Genomic DNA, 13,379 nt, shown 5'->3' on the forward strand with positions numbered 1-13,379 from the left:
CTTAGGCTTTGCCTTTGCTGTGCTGTTGTTCAAGCTGCAATTCCTCCTGTTCTTTGATTTTCTGCTGAATTTCAGCATAGAGATTGTTTGTGCGATAGGGACGCACCTTGTCCCGGATAAACATGGACTGTACGATGTGGTACAGATATTTTTCGGCGGGCTGTCCGTCCTTCTCGTAAAGCGCGAAGAAGATGAACGGGAGCATGATCACCACCATCAGCATTGCCGCCGTAGACAAGTCGAGATGCGCCTTCGCCAGAAAGAAGATCGGGACGCCGACCGCCGCAGCGATGGAAAAACAAATGAGCTGCCGCTTGGTCAAGTTGAACATGACCTTCGTTTTGACGCGGTTAAGATCCTTCGGGACCGGAACAAATGCCATTGACTGTTTCCTCCTTTCTAAGCTGCTTTTCATAGCGCAGCTTCATTTGTGCGGGATATTGATCCTCCTTCGGTTGACGCTTGCCCGTCCAGTGAAGCCCACCCGCTTTGCCTTGACAAATCCAGCCGGAAGCCCGAAGGCTTGCACCGTTTTCGCTTTCCAGCGTGTAGGTGATGATGCGCTTATAGCCCATAGCCGCAGCAGCTCTTGCTGCCGCACCGTAGAGAAAGCTGCAAGCGTTCTTTTCTCCGTTGGTGCATAGCCTTGTAACTTCCAATGTGAAGCCGTCATCCAGATACCGGCTGACGGGACGCCCGGCGATGATTACACCGACCAGCTCACCGTCTGCTTCACAGCCGATGGAAAACTTGTGACCGGCAACCGGCTTGTGATGCCGGTGATGCTTCCGGACATACTCGTTGGCGTCACGAAGAGAGATGGGTTTTAGCCGCAGCATGGTGTTTCCTCCATAGGAAGATGAGCCGTGCATTCGACCTCGTTGCCCCAAACGTCCCAGCCTTCGGGAGACTGACGGGCAAAAAGCTCTACGCGGGGAAGGTCTCCCATGAGCCGGACAATGCGCTCCCGCGCTTCATCCGGCTTTTTGGAATGCTCTTCGATGTGGCTGAGGATGACCTGACGCACACCGGCGTCAACGCGCTTCGGATGTCCCTTTGTGGCAAGGATGCAGATTTCCGCATTCGCCCTTGTCCAGTAGCCCATGCCGGTAAAGAGATCGTCGTTCCTGCGGTTTTGCTTCACCCATACAAAAGCCACAGTCTTATAAGAAAAGCCCCATGCCGTCAGCACTTCGAGTGCTTCACAGAGGCACGGGAATGTGATCCAGAGAAACAGGGCGCAGTCCTTCGCGGCAAGCTCACCGACCGGAAGCGCCTTGATGTCCTCAATGCACATTGTTGGGTAGTGACTTTCTGCCGACCGCCCCTGTCCTTTCTTGGAGTAAGTCCGATACGCCCAAGGGGGATCGGCATAGATGATGCTGTACTTCTTCATGCTGCCGACCTCCTTAGTGCGCATGGAAAATGGATTTTGCGAGGCTTCCGGTCTTGAACAGCGAGAAGCACAAAATAACCGTGTACGCTGCCACAGAGAACAGAGCCGAATGAATGTTGTCTGCGATGATCATGCCGTTGATCAGCACCGCATAGATGCCGACGCAGACCATGATGAGAAAGCCCTGAAATGCCAGAGCGAACAAGCCTTTCAGATAGTTCGTGCCGATGCTGCCCCATTCGCGGTTGCTCATGGTTGCGATGGGAATAGGCGCAATACTCACGGTGCAGTAAATCTCAATCATGCGCCCGTAGAGAATGACCGTAATGAGGATCGCCATGATTTTGAGGCATAAGCTGATCAGAAGCGTTTCTATCGACAGTCCGAGCAGTTCTCCGACGCCCATGTTCTCCATGCCGGTACGCATCTGCGCAATCGTCGCGTCAATGTCAATGCTCGTGTTGCCGTGGATTACTCCTGCTGCACCGGAAACTACGTTCTGCCCGATGTCGAATACTGCCATCACGATGTCAAAGGTGTGCGTCACGAGATAGATCGCCACAGCCGCCTTGAAAAACCACTTGAAGAACATCCAAGTGTCCATGTCGTGAAGGTTGTTTTTCTCGGTGATCATGGAAATCAGCTCGTAGCACAAAACAAAGGTGATGATGATACCAGCGATGGGGACTATCACGTTTTCGGATAGTCCCCGGATCATCTGGTACACGCCGCCGTTCCAGCCGGACGGAGTTTGACCGACCTCGGCGGCAATCGTTCCTACCTTCTCGTTGACATCGGTGAACATATTGGTCAGGTTGCTCTCGATCCATCCGATCAGCATATCCTTGAGAGCCTGTTCGATCTTTTCTAAAATGCTGCCCAATATTTCACCACCCTTCGGTTAAGCTGGGCTTGCCGTGGATTAGCCGAACAAACCGGAGAGCAGGGGGATAAGGGTCGTGCCGATCAGCACCACACCGCCGCCAGCCATGAGCTGCTTGATGCCCTGAGACTTAGCGCCGGGGTTGTCGTTGCCGTAGCCTTCCATGAGGTTGACAACACCCCACACCGCAAGACCTGCGCCGAGGGCGATAACAAGCGTCTGGAGAACCGTAACTGCCTGATTGATAAATGCCATACTTGAATTTCCTCCTTAAATCGTTGGTGAATTGTGAGGGGCAAGTGCCTTTTCCGCACCCGCCCCGATGGTTGCTTCTGCGCGGCTGCCGGATTAACCGAACAGACCGGAGAGCAGAGGGATGAGGGTCGTGCCGATCAGCACCACACCGCCGCCAGCCATGAGCTGCTTGATGCCCTGAGACTTAGCGCCGGGGTTGTCGTTGCCGTAGCCTTCCATGAGGTTGACAACACCCCACACTGCGAGACCTGCGCCGAGGGCGATAACGAGCGTCTGAAGAACCGTGACAGCCTGATTGATGAAAGCCATAGATTTTCCTCCTTGAATCGATGAAAGTTGAGTGTGTATTTTTGAAAATGGGCATAAAAAAAGAAGCCCCGTCGCTGTTCTGCTTTGGGATGAGCCATCAGGCTTTACCCACTGCGCAGTGCAGCGACGGGGCTTTAATCCGCTTCGACCTCGCCCATATCATAGAGGTCGAATGTGTCATCGGGCTTGACTACCAGTTTGTGCTGCCGGTACTTCTCGATGTCAAAGGCGTTCCGCTTGTTATAGTCGGAGAGCTGCCGGTACTTTGGATGCTTCGTAATGTCGTATTTGTTACTGAGAAAAGGTCTCACGCCTCGAAGCTGCAAAATACACTTAGCTCCGTCCATGACGGCGATCTCATCCTGAGACATCAGTTCCTTGCCGGTTTTCTGATAGTTCAAGCCATAGGAGTTGTTGTTGGAACGGGTTTCTGAGGTGTTGTAAAGGTCGATTGTCTCCTTGCCCAGCACCTCGCTGATTTCCTTGAGGGTAGATTTTTCTTTTCCACCGAGGAAAAGTGTGCAGTCACAGTTGCCCGTGATGGTGTCAGCCGCGTCCTTGTAGATGGTCTTGAGCTGAGACTGGGACTGTAAGATGATTGACGCCGAAATTTCCCGGCTACGGATGGTTGCGATGAGCTTATCAAACTTCGGGATTTGACCGATGTTCGCAAATTCATCCAGCAGACATCGCACATGGACGGGAAGTCGTCCGTTGTAAACGTCATCTGCTTTGTCGCACAAAAGGTTGAAGAGCTGGGAATACATGATTGCCACGACAAAATTGAATGTATCATCGGTATCGGAAATGATGACGAACAGCGCCGTCTTCCGGTCTCCGATGGTGTCCAGCTCCATCTCGTCGTAGCTCATCAGCTCCCGCAGCTCTGCAATGTCGAAGGGCGCAAGCCTTGCACCGCAGGAAATCAAAATCGACTTGGCGGTTTTGCCAGCCGCCAGCTTGTACTTGCGGTATTGCTTGACCGCAAAGTGGTCAGGGTCGCGGGCTTCCAGCTCGTCGAACATGACATCCACAGGGTTCTTGAAGGTCTCATCGTCCTCTCTGGCTTCCGAGGCATTGATCATTTCGAGCAGGGTGGTAAAGTTTTTCTCGTGGTCGGGTGCCTCATACCAGATGTAACCGATGAGGGCTGTATAGTACAGCTTCTCCGCCTTCACCCAAAAATCTTCGCCGGACTTATCGCCATCTCCCTTCGTGTTGACGATGATCGTATTGACCAGCTTGAGGATGTCCTTCTCGCTGCGGATGTAGCTAAAAGGGTTGTAGTGCATGGATTTCCGGAAATTGATGGTGTTCAGCGACTTGATGACATAGCCGCCCTTTTCAAGCATTTTGCCGCACTCCACCAGCACCGTACCCTTTGGGTCGGTGACAACGTATGAACTGTGCATCTGCATCAGATTTGGTTTTACAAAAAAGCGCGTCTTGCCTGAGCCGGAACCGCCGATGACAAGGATGTTCTTGTTGCGGGCGTATTTCGGCTGCTTTGGACGGCTGTTCATGGTCAGGAACTCCGTCTGCGTCAGAATGACGTTGTTCGAGAACTCCGGGTCCATGTACGGCTTGATGTCCTCCGGCTTACCCCATCGTGCAGATCCGTATTCTTCACCCTGCCGGAACTTCTTGCGGTTCTTGCCCTTGACATAGACCGCCAGCTTGAGCAGCGCACCGGCAACCAGACCGACGAGCAGATCAACGGGATGAAAGCTGGGAAGCGGATTTGCAAAGGCAGTGCCGAACATGGCAAAGCCGTTTGTCAGCTTGTCGATGAACTCTGCGCCGGGAGCGAGACGAAATACGGCGGCAATCTTATCCGCAAAGTAGAAGGCGAAGACATACGGAAGGTTCAGAAGAATGAGCTTCTTCATATCGGGTTTGTTCACAGCTCGACACCCCGATCCTTGGTCTTGACCTTGACTTTCTCTTTGTGCTGCGCCTTACTCTGAGCTTTCTCCTGATCCAGCTTGTGCCGGATAGACGGCTGTTCCTTCTGCTTGACCGTCTTGGCGGAGAACTCCTTGAAGGCGGCGGTCATTACATCAACGTCCCGTCCCTTGAAGAAGACAAGATAGCTGGGCGGCTCAACAGAAACGTCCTTCTTGAGTGCAAAGTCCAGACCGTATTTGCTGGCAGTCCGCTCAAAGGACTTGATGTTGCCGTCCGTCACTTCGATGTTGGAGATGGCGGCGTTCTGACTCATCAGATGCTTGATGGACTGCTTGCCGCGATAGGTTTTGGGATGCTGCATCTGCTTCTGCGCCTTCTCGATCTCCTGCACGAACTTGTCCAGTGCCTTTTTCAGCACCTCGGCGGAGATTTTGCCGCCCTTGATCATGATTGCAACAACTTTGGTGTTGACTTCATCCTGCATTGCAGTGATACCTCCTTTCCTTGAGATAATTGAGGGGATGCTGCCTCAGCTAAGGCGGCACACCCTTGAGACAGAAGATTTTCATTCGAGCCATCCTCCTTTCCGCCGAGTTATCTGTATTTTCCGAACAGACTTTGCTTTTCGGAAAAAGCGTCCAGATCGTCAATGATGAAGAGATCGCTGCGCCAACGTCCCGGCCACACTGCAAAGATTTTGCTGATGCCAGCCTGTGCGTTTATGTAGGCAGAACGTTTTTCACCAACCGTGGATAACTGGGTAACGGCTCCGTCAGGCGAGACCTCCATGTAGCAGACCTGACCGCTGCCATACGGGAAGCAACCCGTTTCTTTTGCACTTCTCATGTTTTTCCTTTCCGAGCATTGCTCAAACAGCTTCTTATGCTGCAATCGTATTTATGTGATTATTGGGAAGACTTGTCCTGCCCGTAGAGATCATGGTTGACCAGCGCGGAGTAGTAATTGTCTATCGTAACAGGCGCATTGTAGAGCGCCGTCAGGAGATAGGCTCTGATGTTCCGAATGTCAGATGGGTTCTTTGCCATTGAGTCAATCACATACTCAATGTGGCTGTCATTCAATTTGAGATACCGGGATTTAATCACAGCCACGGGAATATCTTCGCCGTTGATGCGAATTGTCTCTGCGCAGGAGCAAACCACATCCAAGATAATGTCTACAATTTCTTGAAGTCGGTCACGGTCATAGTGATAATTCCGGATCAGGTAGTCGAAGCCGATGTTCTCTTTAATCAGCTCCTCATATTCGCTTCGCTCATCCGTCCCATCCATCCTATCAAGATTGATAGATGGATAGTTCATAGAGTCCGTATTTGATTCTTCTGTAATTTCTTCATTCGTATTTAATAGCGTGGGCTTTACCGTTGACGCATTCCACGGTGACGGATTGTCCGTTGTCGGCTTTTCCGATAACGGTGAACCCGTTGGTGGAGAAGACCGCTGCGGACGCTCATAAACTGTGTACTCACATTTTGCAAATCGACCTCTCTTGTCATAAAGCTGCCGCCTAACAACGTAGCCGTGATCTTCAAGGTTTTTGAGCGCCGCTCTGGTGGAATCCAGTCCATCGGAACTGAGTGTTGCAAGCCCCTTGATTGTGTAGACCCAGCCGTCCGGAAGACTCAAAATCAGCGATAGAAGTCCCTTTGCCTTGAGCGAAATGGATCGGTCTTTCAGGTGGCTGTTGGACATGACTGTGAAACCTTCTGTTTTTTGGGATCGCACGATTGACATTTGGTATCACCGCCCCAGCTTTTCCTTGCGTGTGGAAACCGCAATCGGAGAATATGGGCAGAACTGAAAGACACAGGATTGATACTTCCAGTGCGGACGATGAAAACGACAGGTACGGCATTCCGGCGTGATGCCCTCGCAGCCGCTATCAAAATGCGAATAGGGCGTTTCCTGCATCAAGGCGTCAAACGCCAGAAGTGGATTTGGAATCATAAGTGTTACCTCCGTTGTGATAAAAAATAGCCCAGGTATTGTTCCACTCATGCGTGGTACAGTACCGGGGCTATCCCGTTGCGTATTTTGTTATTTGCTGCGACCTCCTTCCGAGATTGCGGTTGCAGCTCACCGCGGTCAAACAGCTTGCGCTCTGAATGCTTGCGAAATCGGACAAAATCAGCGAAACACCAGTGTTTTCAAGGCTTTCTGACCTTGCTCCTATTATAACTTAATCGTCGATCCGGCGCACGATTCCGGTTGCTTTCATAGCAATTCCGCCTCCCATTTTCGGTATTTCTGCTGCGATAGTGGTAGTATTTACTGAAACCGTGCAATTCATGTAGAAAAACCGTATGCACAATGTGTTCCTATTCATGAAAATTATGGTTTGCAGATCTGTTTCTTTCGCGTTAGCAGCTGCTCTGCACAGCGGACGCACAGCTGATATGTAATCTTCCAAATACCGTCTTCCCAATCCGCAAACCCCTTTGTCGTCCACTGTTTTTTCTGCCAGTCCTCGAAATATATTTGCAGCGAAACATGGGTCGTTCCATCTGTCGGCAAATAAATATAGCGGTAGCCCTCGCATACAGACATCGGCGGCAAAACCTCTTTTCCCAATGGGTACTCTCTGCCGTTAAAGAGATACCGTTCCAGATAAATCACATTGCCGCCCACATTTCGGATATAAATTGCAGGCACACTTTGATCTGGCTGTATACCGTCGGCACTTTTCAGCGTAATCGGCTGCGTCAGCAAATACAGCTCCACCTTGTTCTGCGCCTCTGCCTGCCATTTGCTGAGTTCGTACTGCTTTCTACCGATTTGAATACTGGAAATCAATGCAAGAACAGATACAATAAACGAAAAGAAATGGATGGAGTTAATACATAATGATAGAAAATGATGTGCTGACGATGAGAATATGCAAAGGCATAATAGAAAGAAACTGGTTTTTACACATTATCGAATCCGTGCCGTCCAAGAAGGCCGAGTCGCTCAAGGCATGGCTGGCCATGGTGGGCCGTGAGAGGATCTGCTCGCTGAGCTGCCTCCGAAGTTCCTTGCGGCGTGCAGTGCGGCGGATATGCAGGTGCTGTGAGCGGAAAACAATCAACCGAACAGAAAAAGGGCGAAACCATGCGGTTTCGCCCTTTGTTTGTTGAAATCAGTAGCTGACAATCAATCCGCCGCGCTCGGCGTAGTAGCTGCAGAGCCCGCGGGTCGGCAGAATCTCGATGCTGGTATTTTCCCAGATATCCAGAATGCTGTTTTTCAGCGTCTGAGCCAGTGCGAGATTATCACAATGGCTGATCGCAACATTTCCGCCGATGAATCCGTGCTCCTTCATGGTGCTGACCAGCGTCTGTACGACCTTTTTCGCACCGCGCGCCTTGCTTTCAAAGGCGATCTTTCCCTCATCGCTGCCGCTGCCGATGCCCCAGATGCCGAGAGCCTTGGCGAGCATACCTGTCAGACGGTGGATGCGTCCGTTCTTGATCAGGTTGTCAAACGAGGAGAGCGCAAAGAGGATTTTGGTTTTCTGCAGAAAACCTCTGGCGTGCGCCGCAATATCGTCAAAGGAAAGGCCCTGACGAATCAGGCGCTCGATCTCCTTTACGCAGAGCAGAACCTCCGGTCCGGTGGATAAGGAGTCCAGAATGACGATCTTTTTATCCGGGTTTTTCTCCAGCGCCATATCTCTTGCCGCAAGAGCGCTGTTCATGCTGCCGGACAGCTGCGAGGAAATGGTGATCGCGATCGCGCAGTCCGCCTGTTCAAACTGTGCCAGCCATGCGTCCGGCGTGGGGCAGGAGGTGTGGCCGGCCGAGTGCTCCTGCTCCATGGCGGAGAGCATTTCCATCGTATCCAGATGCTCGTCATCGACAAAATCCCGCTCCCCGATGCGGATGGTAAACGGCACACTGGCCAGCTGGATCCTTCCGTCCGGACTGGTGGAAGGGAGCAGATCACAGCTTGAATCTGTAATAATGTTCCAGTTCATATAGTTTTTCCTTTCTCTCTTACCGAAAATTTTCAGTGTTATCGTGAGGAAAGCGCTCTCTCTTGCAGTCGGTCGATCTGCACCGCATACAGCAGCCGACCTGTCCTGCACACTTTCCTTCGTAAAACAGAAAATGCATAATGTTGTATTCATTATATAACAGAACACGCATTTGATAAATAAAAAGTTTTAAGGCAATACCGCATAATTGGACAAGAGCGATTTGCGAGTAAATTTTGCGCACTGACGAGGCGCGGTTTTGCGGTAATACTTGACGTATTACCGTGAAACTTCGGCAGCGCGGACGGAACTCGCGCAAGGAACCGAAGCCAAAGTCAGGGCACGAAATTTCCGCAAAGCGCCACAGCTTTAATTGTGCGGTGTTGCCTTATAGATGTTTGCAGATGCCGATATGGCCGTCAGCGGGTCAGATATTGCAGGATCAGCACAAGGATCAGCATATGTACGGGATAAAAGGCATAGCAGGCATACTGGAACGACTTGCTGTGATAACCCTGCCGTCCGCGGTACAGCCAGATGGGGATGAGCGCCAGAAGTGCAAGCCCTTGCTGACAGATCTCAAATTCCATGCCGAATATATGGACGGGATACAGCAGACCGCCCAGCAGCTGCACATTGACCCAGTAGAGGGCGAGGAGCTGCCCTGCCAGACACCACCACTTCCGTCCGCGGAAGAAGTAGAAGATAAAAATCGTCAGCACGCCGGTGCCGTAGTAGTCCACCATGCTCAGGGTGCCCAGCACTGTGCCGATCAGCACAACAAGCAGGGCGGTGAGCAGATACAGCCATGTTTTCTGCTTTTTGCGCACGGTTTCCATCAGATGAATGCCCAGAAGACCGAGCAGCAGCGTCCAGATCACGTTCTGGTGCACCGGATAGAACCAGGTTCCGCCGTACATCAGGTCGAACGGTACTTCGGAGAGCACGGCAAACAGCGCAAGCCGCAGGGCGTATTTTCGGAAGCTGTGGGTGTGAAAATATCCTTCCACCGCCATGAATGCGAAGATGGGAAAGGCCAGCCGTCCGGCACACGTCAGCCAGTCCTGCGCAGGCAGGAGGGTCGCCCAGAGATGATCCATCAGCATCAGCACCATGGCGAGAATGTGAAGTGCCGCGGCGCTGAGTGAAAAACGGCCGGAGGCGGGAGAGGACAGGTTGTTGGTTGACATACGGGTACTCCTTTATCTAAGGCAACACCGCACAATTAAAGCTGCGGCGCTTTGCCGAAATTTTTCACCCTGATTGCGTTGCGATTTCTTGCAATACGAAAGTATTGCTGCAAAACCGCGCCTTATCAGAGCACAAAATTTGCTCGCAAATCGCTCTTGTCTAATTATGCGGTATTGCCCTAAATCGTTCGGTAATCGTGAGGGGTGACACAGGAATGTGCTCTGCATTTATTATATACAGAAGAGCGGACAGCCGCAATGCCGCAGCGATAAACTTTTTGTGAATATCCGCGAGGCGGACACGGCGCACAGACAGAAAACGCCCTGCCGACCGGTGCGGGCAGAGCGAGAAAAGCCGGAGATACAGATTCCCGGCACAGCATTGCAGCCATGCCGGGAACGGTTGAGGGATCATGAAGATCAGAAAGTTACAGCTCACCGCGCGCTTCGCGCTCTGCGAGTTCTTTCATGATAGCGGGATACTTTTTGTCGAGCTGATACAGTATGCCGACGATCAGAACGATGGTTTCGGAAAGATACAGCGTGCTGTACATCCACGAGTCGTTATGGAACACATACTTGCAGTAGTACGGCAGAATCGTGCCGACAACAGCCTGATTGGTGCTCTGGAACATCCAGAGCAGCAGGACAGCGATTGCGGCCCAGATGCTCATTACCTTGACCCAGGCAGACTGATTGTTGCCAAACGTTGCACGCTACGTCACCGCCGCCGTAAGCCAGGCGTGTCAGAATATTGATTTTTTCGTTTGCGGAAACAGGTCGTGTAGGCAGAACCGCCTCTGCCTGCATGGTTGGATTGGTTTTCACGAAACATTCTCTCCTTCTCAGGTTTCGCTTCCAATTTACAGCCGCCCCAATAAAATGCACCTGATCAAGCTGCGTTTTCCGGCCTGCTGCAAGCGGATAGGATTGTTTAGCGTGCAGCCTGCCTGCTTCACAGAGATCGCGCCTCGAAATTTACATCTTTTGCAAGGTACAGACCACATCTGTTATCATGGCACGAATTAACAAGGATGGCGAGAATTTCTTGTATATTATATGTAAAAACCTAAATATATTTTGTGCGATAGGTAAAATGAGTAGTTAATGATACACAATTTATAGTAAAAGAAATGCGCGTAATAATCAAAAAACGAGGTAAACCGAGAACCGACAAACCTATCTAAGCTGATGACCTCGTTTCCGAACATCGTTATCGCGGTCACGGTTGCACTGTGCTTCTGCCCGCGTTCCAGAAGGCGATGTATTCGACTTCGTTCGGACACCGTACCGCACGTTGAAGTGCCCAAAAGGTTAGACAAATAGTTTTAACAAAAATTGCAAGCACCGTTGCAGATGGCATTGACAGCGTCAGAGCAGTTCGGTATCAGCATGCTGAAGCTGGGCAAGAGAATGGGATGGAAAAAGTACATAGTACAACGTCTTTCGCTGCTATTATATATCATGTTTTTCCTGTGAAATTATAATTCTATTTCAATCTCAACAATGGAATAAAGGCAGTTCGACGAAATTTCAAAATTTCAGTTTTGAACGAAAATTCTATGTTTTGGAGTGAAAATTATGACGAACAAACAAGAAAAGATGATATGTAATAGCTTTGGTATATCGAAGCTGAAAGCGTTTCAGAAGGATGTAATTACAGACTTACTCAAGGGTAAAGATGTACTCGGTTTAGCACGAACCTCCGAGGGCAAGTCGATCTGCTTTCTCTCGATGATTACCCTGCACCCAAATGGTCTGCTGATTGGTATTCTCCCGACCGTTTCACTCATGCGCGATCTGGTGCAGCGTTGCGAGGACAACAAAATTCGAGCGGGCTGCCTGTACAGCGAAAACAGGGAGAATACCAATACAATCGAACAGCTGACACATCGTAAACTCCAGGCGCTCTTTGTTGCGCCGGAACGACTGAGTGATCCTCGTCTCTGGAAGGCAATTCAGAAGAATAGCGTACACACGGTTGTGGTAGACGAGGTGCACTGTCTGACGGAATGGGGCAATGAATTTCGTCCCATGTACCGCAATATCGGTAAATTTATCAAGGATTTGCCCAATTCTCCCGTCGTTGCTGCTTTCAGCGCAACTGTTATGCCGGATGATATTCCATATATCGTGAAAAGTCTGCATATGAAAAATCCGGTTATACATATCGGCAAGCTCAAACGTTCTAATCTGTCCCTCAAGAAATCTTTTGTGAAAAATGATGCCGCTCGTTATGCGAAAGTCAGAAAAGCGATTCAGAAATACGATAGCAAAGGGAAAATTGTTATCTACTGCACCCGCGTCTGCGATGTAGAAGATATGCGTGACTTTCTGATTGAGGATTGCGATATTTCGGCTTCTGCTATTGCTCTCTGCCACAGCAGGCTCTCCGACCGAACCAAACAGGAAGCGCGCTTTCGTTCCGGTGAGGCACATATCATGATTGCAACTTCCGCGTTTGGCATGGGCGTGAATATTTCGGATATCCGCCTGATTATTGTCTCTCAACTGCCGTTCAGCGTCGCGTCATTCTACCAGATGGCAGGCCGGGCCGGGCGCGACGGAAAACGCGCAAAGGCACTGCTGCTCTGGAATGACGCCGACTTTCAGATGAACCTTGATATTATCTCTGACACGGACGACCGTGCAGCGGAAGCCGTCAATGAACTGTATGCAATCTGTGAATCAGCGGACGATCTGCACGACGCAGTCATCGGCTGTTTTGCGAAAGGCGGTGTGTGAAATGGATTTTCGTTACGGTATCCATACGATTGAATTATTTCACAGACTGTCCCAGAAGAGCTTTAACAAGGTGTTTCAGCATCTGAAAAGTCTGCATTTCGGCAAACCCTACCCGGACGCGACATATTATTCCGAGAGCGGCATGACGAAGTATATCTGCACCTCGTACTGCGGTCAGGGCGTGGTGCTTTATCTGTTCAAGCAGACGCGCAGCAAGAACAAAACGAGCAAAAATATTGCCTGTTCTATCCGGTTTCGACTCAATCCGCACACTTTGCTGCACGGAGAATATTCGCCCAAGAAAGTGTTCATCGCGAAAGAAAACCAGCTGAAAACGCTTGACAAAGAGATGACAGAACTGCTGCATAAAATCGGTCTGGACTGCGATTTCGAACAGCTGACGCTCTCTCGCATCGACTGCTGTCTGGACTACTTCCCCGAGTCGCAGAAATGGGTTGATGAGGCACTGCGTGTCATTCGCCGCAGCCCGTACATGAAGCAGTACAAGCTGTGCACATTCGGCAAAGGATTCCCCAATCATAAGGAAAAGAACGCGCATTCGTGGCGTATCCGCTGCAAGACAACCACATTGACGGTCTATGACAAGACATTTCAGCTGATGGAGGAAGATCTTTTGGAGCAGTATGATGCGCCAATGCTCCGGTTCGAGGTGTCCCGCTCGGGAGCGAAGTTCAAGCGCGGCCTGTCCGATGAAGTC

At 50.7% G+C, this 13,379-nt stretch carries 17 protein-coding genes; 2 read left to right on the top strand and 15 right to left on the bottom strand.

Annotated elements, in window-relative coordinates; all coding sequences use genetic code 11:
- Nucleotide 1 precedes the first annotated feature (1 nt).
- The 15 genes from PGS25_RS12695 to PGS25_RS12765 form a co-directional block, all read right to left on the bottom strand.
- On the bottom strand, nucleotides 2-382 hold the full coding sequence (locus PGS25_RS12695; protein ID WP_005934790.1) for a PrgI family protein: 381 nt from the start codon (nucleotides 380-382) through the stop codon (nucleotides 2-4).
- Entirely contained in the window at nucleotides 351-839 is a 489-nt protein-coding gene (locus PGS25_RS12700) for an XF1762 family protein (protein ID WP_270418939.1), read from the bottom strand. Before PGS25_RS12700 ends, PGS25_RS12695 begins: the two co-directional genes overlap by 32 nt.
- Nucleotides 827-1,420 carry an MT-A70 family methyltransferase gene (locus tag PGS25_RS12705; protein WP_081365654.1) on the bottom strand — a complete coding sequence of 198 codons (594 nt, stop codon included), beginning with the start codon at nucleotides 1,418-1,420 and terminating at the stop codon, nucleotides 827-829. The genes PGS25_RS12700 and PGS25_RS12705 overlap by 13 nt, the downstream gene beginning before the upstream one ends.
- Nucleotides 1,410-2,279, bottom strand: a complete 870-nt coding sequence (locus PGS25_RS12710) for a VirB6/TrbL-like conjugal transfer protein, CD1112 family (protein WP_005934793.1) — start codon at nucleotides 2,277-2,279, stop codon at nucleotides 1,410-1,412. Before PGS25_RS12710 ends, PGS25_RS12705 begins: the two co-directional genes overlap by 11 nt.
- Nucleotides 2,280-2,318: 39 nt before the next feature.
- Nucleotides 2,319-2,534 (bottom strand): Maff2 family mobile element protein, encoded by a 216-nt coding sequence (locus PGS25_RS12715; RefSeq protein WP_005934794.1) that lies wholly within the window; start codon nucleotides 2,532-2,534, stop codon nucleotides 2,319-2,321.
- A 93-nt stretch (nucleotides 2,535-2,627) separates the two neighbouring features.
- The gene (locus tag PGS25_RS12720; RefSeq protein ID WP_005934794.1) at nucleotides 2,628-2,843 is read right to left on the bottom strand and encodes a Maff2 family mobile element protein; all 216 of its coding nucleotides are present in this window, start codon (nucleotides 2,841-2,843) and stop codon (nucleotides 2,628-2,630) included.
- A 134-nt stretch (nucleotides 2,844-2,977) separates the two neighbouring features.
- The gene (locus PGS25_RS12725) at nucleotides 2,978-4,747 is read right to left on the bottom strand and encodes a VirD4-like conjugal transfer protein, CD1115 family (protein WP_270418941.1); all 1,770 of its coding nucleotides are present in this window, start codon (nucleotides 4,745-4,747) and stop codon (nucleotides 2,978-2,980) included.
- Nucleotides 4,744-5,235: a PcfB family protein gene (locus PGS25_RS12730; protein WP_008982239.1), complete on the bottom strand. Its 492-nt coding sequence runs from the start codon at nucleotides 5,233-5,235 to the stop codon at nucleotides 4,744-4,746. The genes PGS25_RS12725 and PGS25_RS12730 overlap by 4 nt, the downstream gene beginning before the upstream one ends.
- 110 nt (nucleotides 5,236-5,345) lie before the next feature.
- Nucleotides 5,346-5,597, bottom strand: a complete 252-nt coding sequence (locus PGS25_RS12735) for a hypothetical protein (RefSeq protein WP_119191365.1) — start codon at nucleotides 5,595-5,597, stop codon at nucleotides 5,346-5,348.
- Nucleotides 5,598-5,656: 59 nt separating this feature from the next.
- The gene (locus PGS25_RS12740) at nucleotides 5,657-6,505 is read right to left on the bottom strand and encodes a DUF6017 domain-containing protein (RefSeq protein ID WP_119191366.1); all 849 of its coding nucleotides are present in this window, start codon (nucleotides 6,503-6,505) and stop codon (nucleotides 5,657-5,659) included.
- Between the two features lie 6 nt (nucleotides 6,506-6,511).
- Nucleotides 6,512-6,718 (bottom strand): hypothetical protein, encoded by a 207-nt coding sequence (locus PGS25_RS12745; RefSeq protein ID WP_118480111.1) that lies wholly within the window; start codon nucleotides 6,716-6,718, stop codon nucleotides 6,512-6,514.
- A gap of 384 nt (nucleotides 6,719-7,102) precedes the next feature.
- Complete coding sequence (locus PGS25_RS12750; protein WP_270418943.1) at nucleotides 7,103-7,564, bottom strand: hypothetical protein; 462 nt, start codon at nucleotides 7,562-7,564, stop codon at nucleotides 7,103-7,105.
- Nucleotides 7,565-7,889: 325 nt separating this feature from the next.
- Nucleotides 7,890-8,726 (bottom strand): DegV family protein, encoded by an 837-nt coding sequence (locus PGS25_RS12755; protein ID WP_270418945.1) that lies wholly within the window; start codon nucleotides 8,724-8,726, stop codon nucleotides 7,890-7,892.
- A 419-nt stretch (nucleotides 8,727-9,145) separates the two neighbouring features.
- Entirely contained in the window at nucleotides 9,146-9,916 is a 771-nt protein-coding gene (locus PGS25_RS12760) for a TraX family protein (protein ID WP_270418946.1), read from the bottom strand.
- Nucleotides 9,917-10,344: 428 nt separating this feature from the next.
- Complete coding sequence (locus PGS25_RS12765; RefSeq protein ID WP_188886583.1) at nucleotides 10,345-10,590, bottom strand: hypothetical protein; 246 nt, start codon at nucleotides 10,588-10,590, stop codon at nucleotides 10,345-10,347.
- 907 nt (nucleotides 10,591-11,497) lie between these two features.
- On the opposite strand from PGS25_RS12765, the gene PGS25_RS12770 reads away from it, so the two are divergent.
- Both PGS25_RS12770 and PGS25_RS12775 read left to right on the top strand, forming a co-directional pair.
- Nucleotides 11,498-12,661: a RecQ family ATP-dependent DNA helicase gene (locus PGS25_RS12770; protein WP_270418947.1), complete on the top strand. Its 1,164-nt coding sequence runs from the start codon at nucleotides 11,498-11,500 to the stop codon at nucleotides 12,659-12,661.
- 1 nt (nucleotide 12,662) lies between these two features.
- Nucleotides 12,663-13,379: hypothetical protein (locus tag PGS25_RS12775; protein WP_270418948.1), on the top strand; the 717-nt coding region annotated here is incomplete at its 3' end.

The organism is Butyricicoccus sp. AM78-15b2TA, from assembly GCF_027665985.1.
GTDB lineage: Bacteria > Bacillota > Clostridia > Oscillospirales > Butyricicoccaceae > Agathobaculum > Agathobaculum butyriciproducens.

Excerpts from the sequence above, each read along its gene's own strand:
- PGS25_RS12700 (WP_270418939.1), bottom strand. The coding sequence starts at position 839 with ATGCTGCGGCTAAAACCCATCTCTCTTCGTGACGCCAACGAGTATGTC.
- PGS25_RS12715 (WP_005934794.1), bottom strand. The coding sequence starts at position 2,534 with ATGGCATTTATCAATCAGGCAGTTACGGTTCTCCAGACGCTTGTTATC.
- PGS25_RS12770 (WP_270418947.1), top strand. The coding sequence starts at position 11,498 with ATGACGAACAAACAAGAAAAGATGATATGTAATAGCTTTGGTATATCG.
- PGS25_RS12765 (WP_188886583.1), bottom strand. The coding sequence starts at position 10,590 with ATGAGCATCTGGGCCGCAATCGCTGTCCTGCTGCTCTGGATGTTCCAG.
- PGS25_RS12695 (WP_005934790.1), bottom strand. The coding sequence starts at position 382 with ATGGCATTTGTTCCGGTCCCGAAGGATCTTAACCGCGTCAAAACGAAG.
- PGS25_RS12705 (WP_081365654.1), bottom strand. The coding sequence starts at position 1,420 with ATGCGCACTAAGGAGGTCGGCAGCATGAAGAAGTACAGCATCATCTAT.
- PGS25_RS12760 (WP_270418946.1), bottom strand. The coding sequence starts at position 9,916 with ATGTCAACCAACAACCTGTCCTCTCCCGCCTCCGGCCGTTTTTCACTC.
- PGS25_RS12740 (WP_119191366.1), bottom strand. The coding sequence starts at position 6,505 with ATGTCAATCGTGCGATCCCAAAAAACAGAAGGTTTCACAGTCATGTCC.
- PGS25_RS12755 (WP_270418945.1), bottom strand. The coding sequence starts at position 8,726 with ATGAACTGGAACATTATTACAGATTCAAGCTGTGATCTGCTCCCTTCC.
- PGS25_RS12720 (WP_005934794.1), bottom strand. The coding sequence starts at position 2,843 with ATGGCTTTCATCAATCAGGCTGTCACGGTTCTTCAGACGCTCGTTATC.
- PGS25_RS12735 (WP_119191365.1), bottom strand. The coding sequence starts at position 5,597 with ATGAGAAGTGCAAAAGAAACGGGTTGCTTCCCGTATGGCAGCGGTCAG.
- PGS25_RS12745 (WP_118480111.1), bottom strand. The coding sequence starts at position 6,718 with ATGATTCCAAATCCACTTCTGGCGTTTGACGCCTTGATGCAGGAAACG.
- PGS25_RS12730 (WP_008982239.1), bottom strand. The coding sequence starts at position 5,235 with ATGCAGGATGAAGTCAACACCAAAGTTGTTGCAATCATGATCAAGGGC.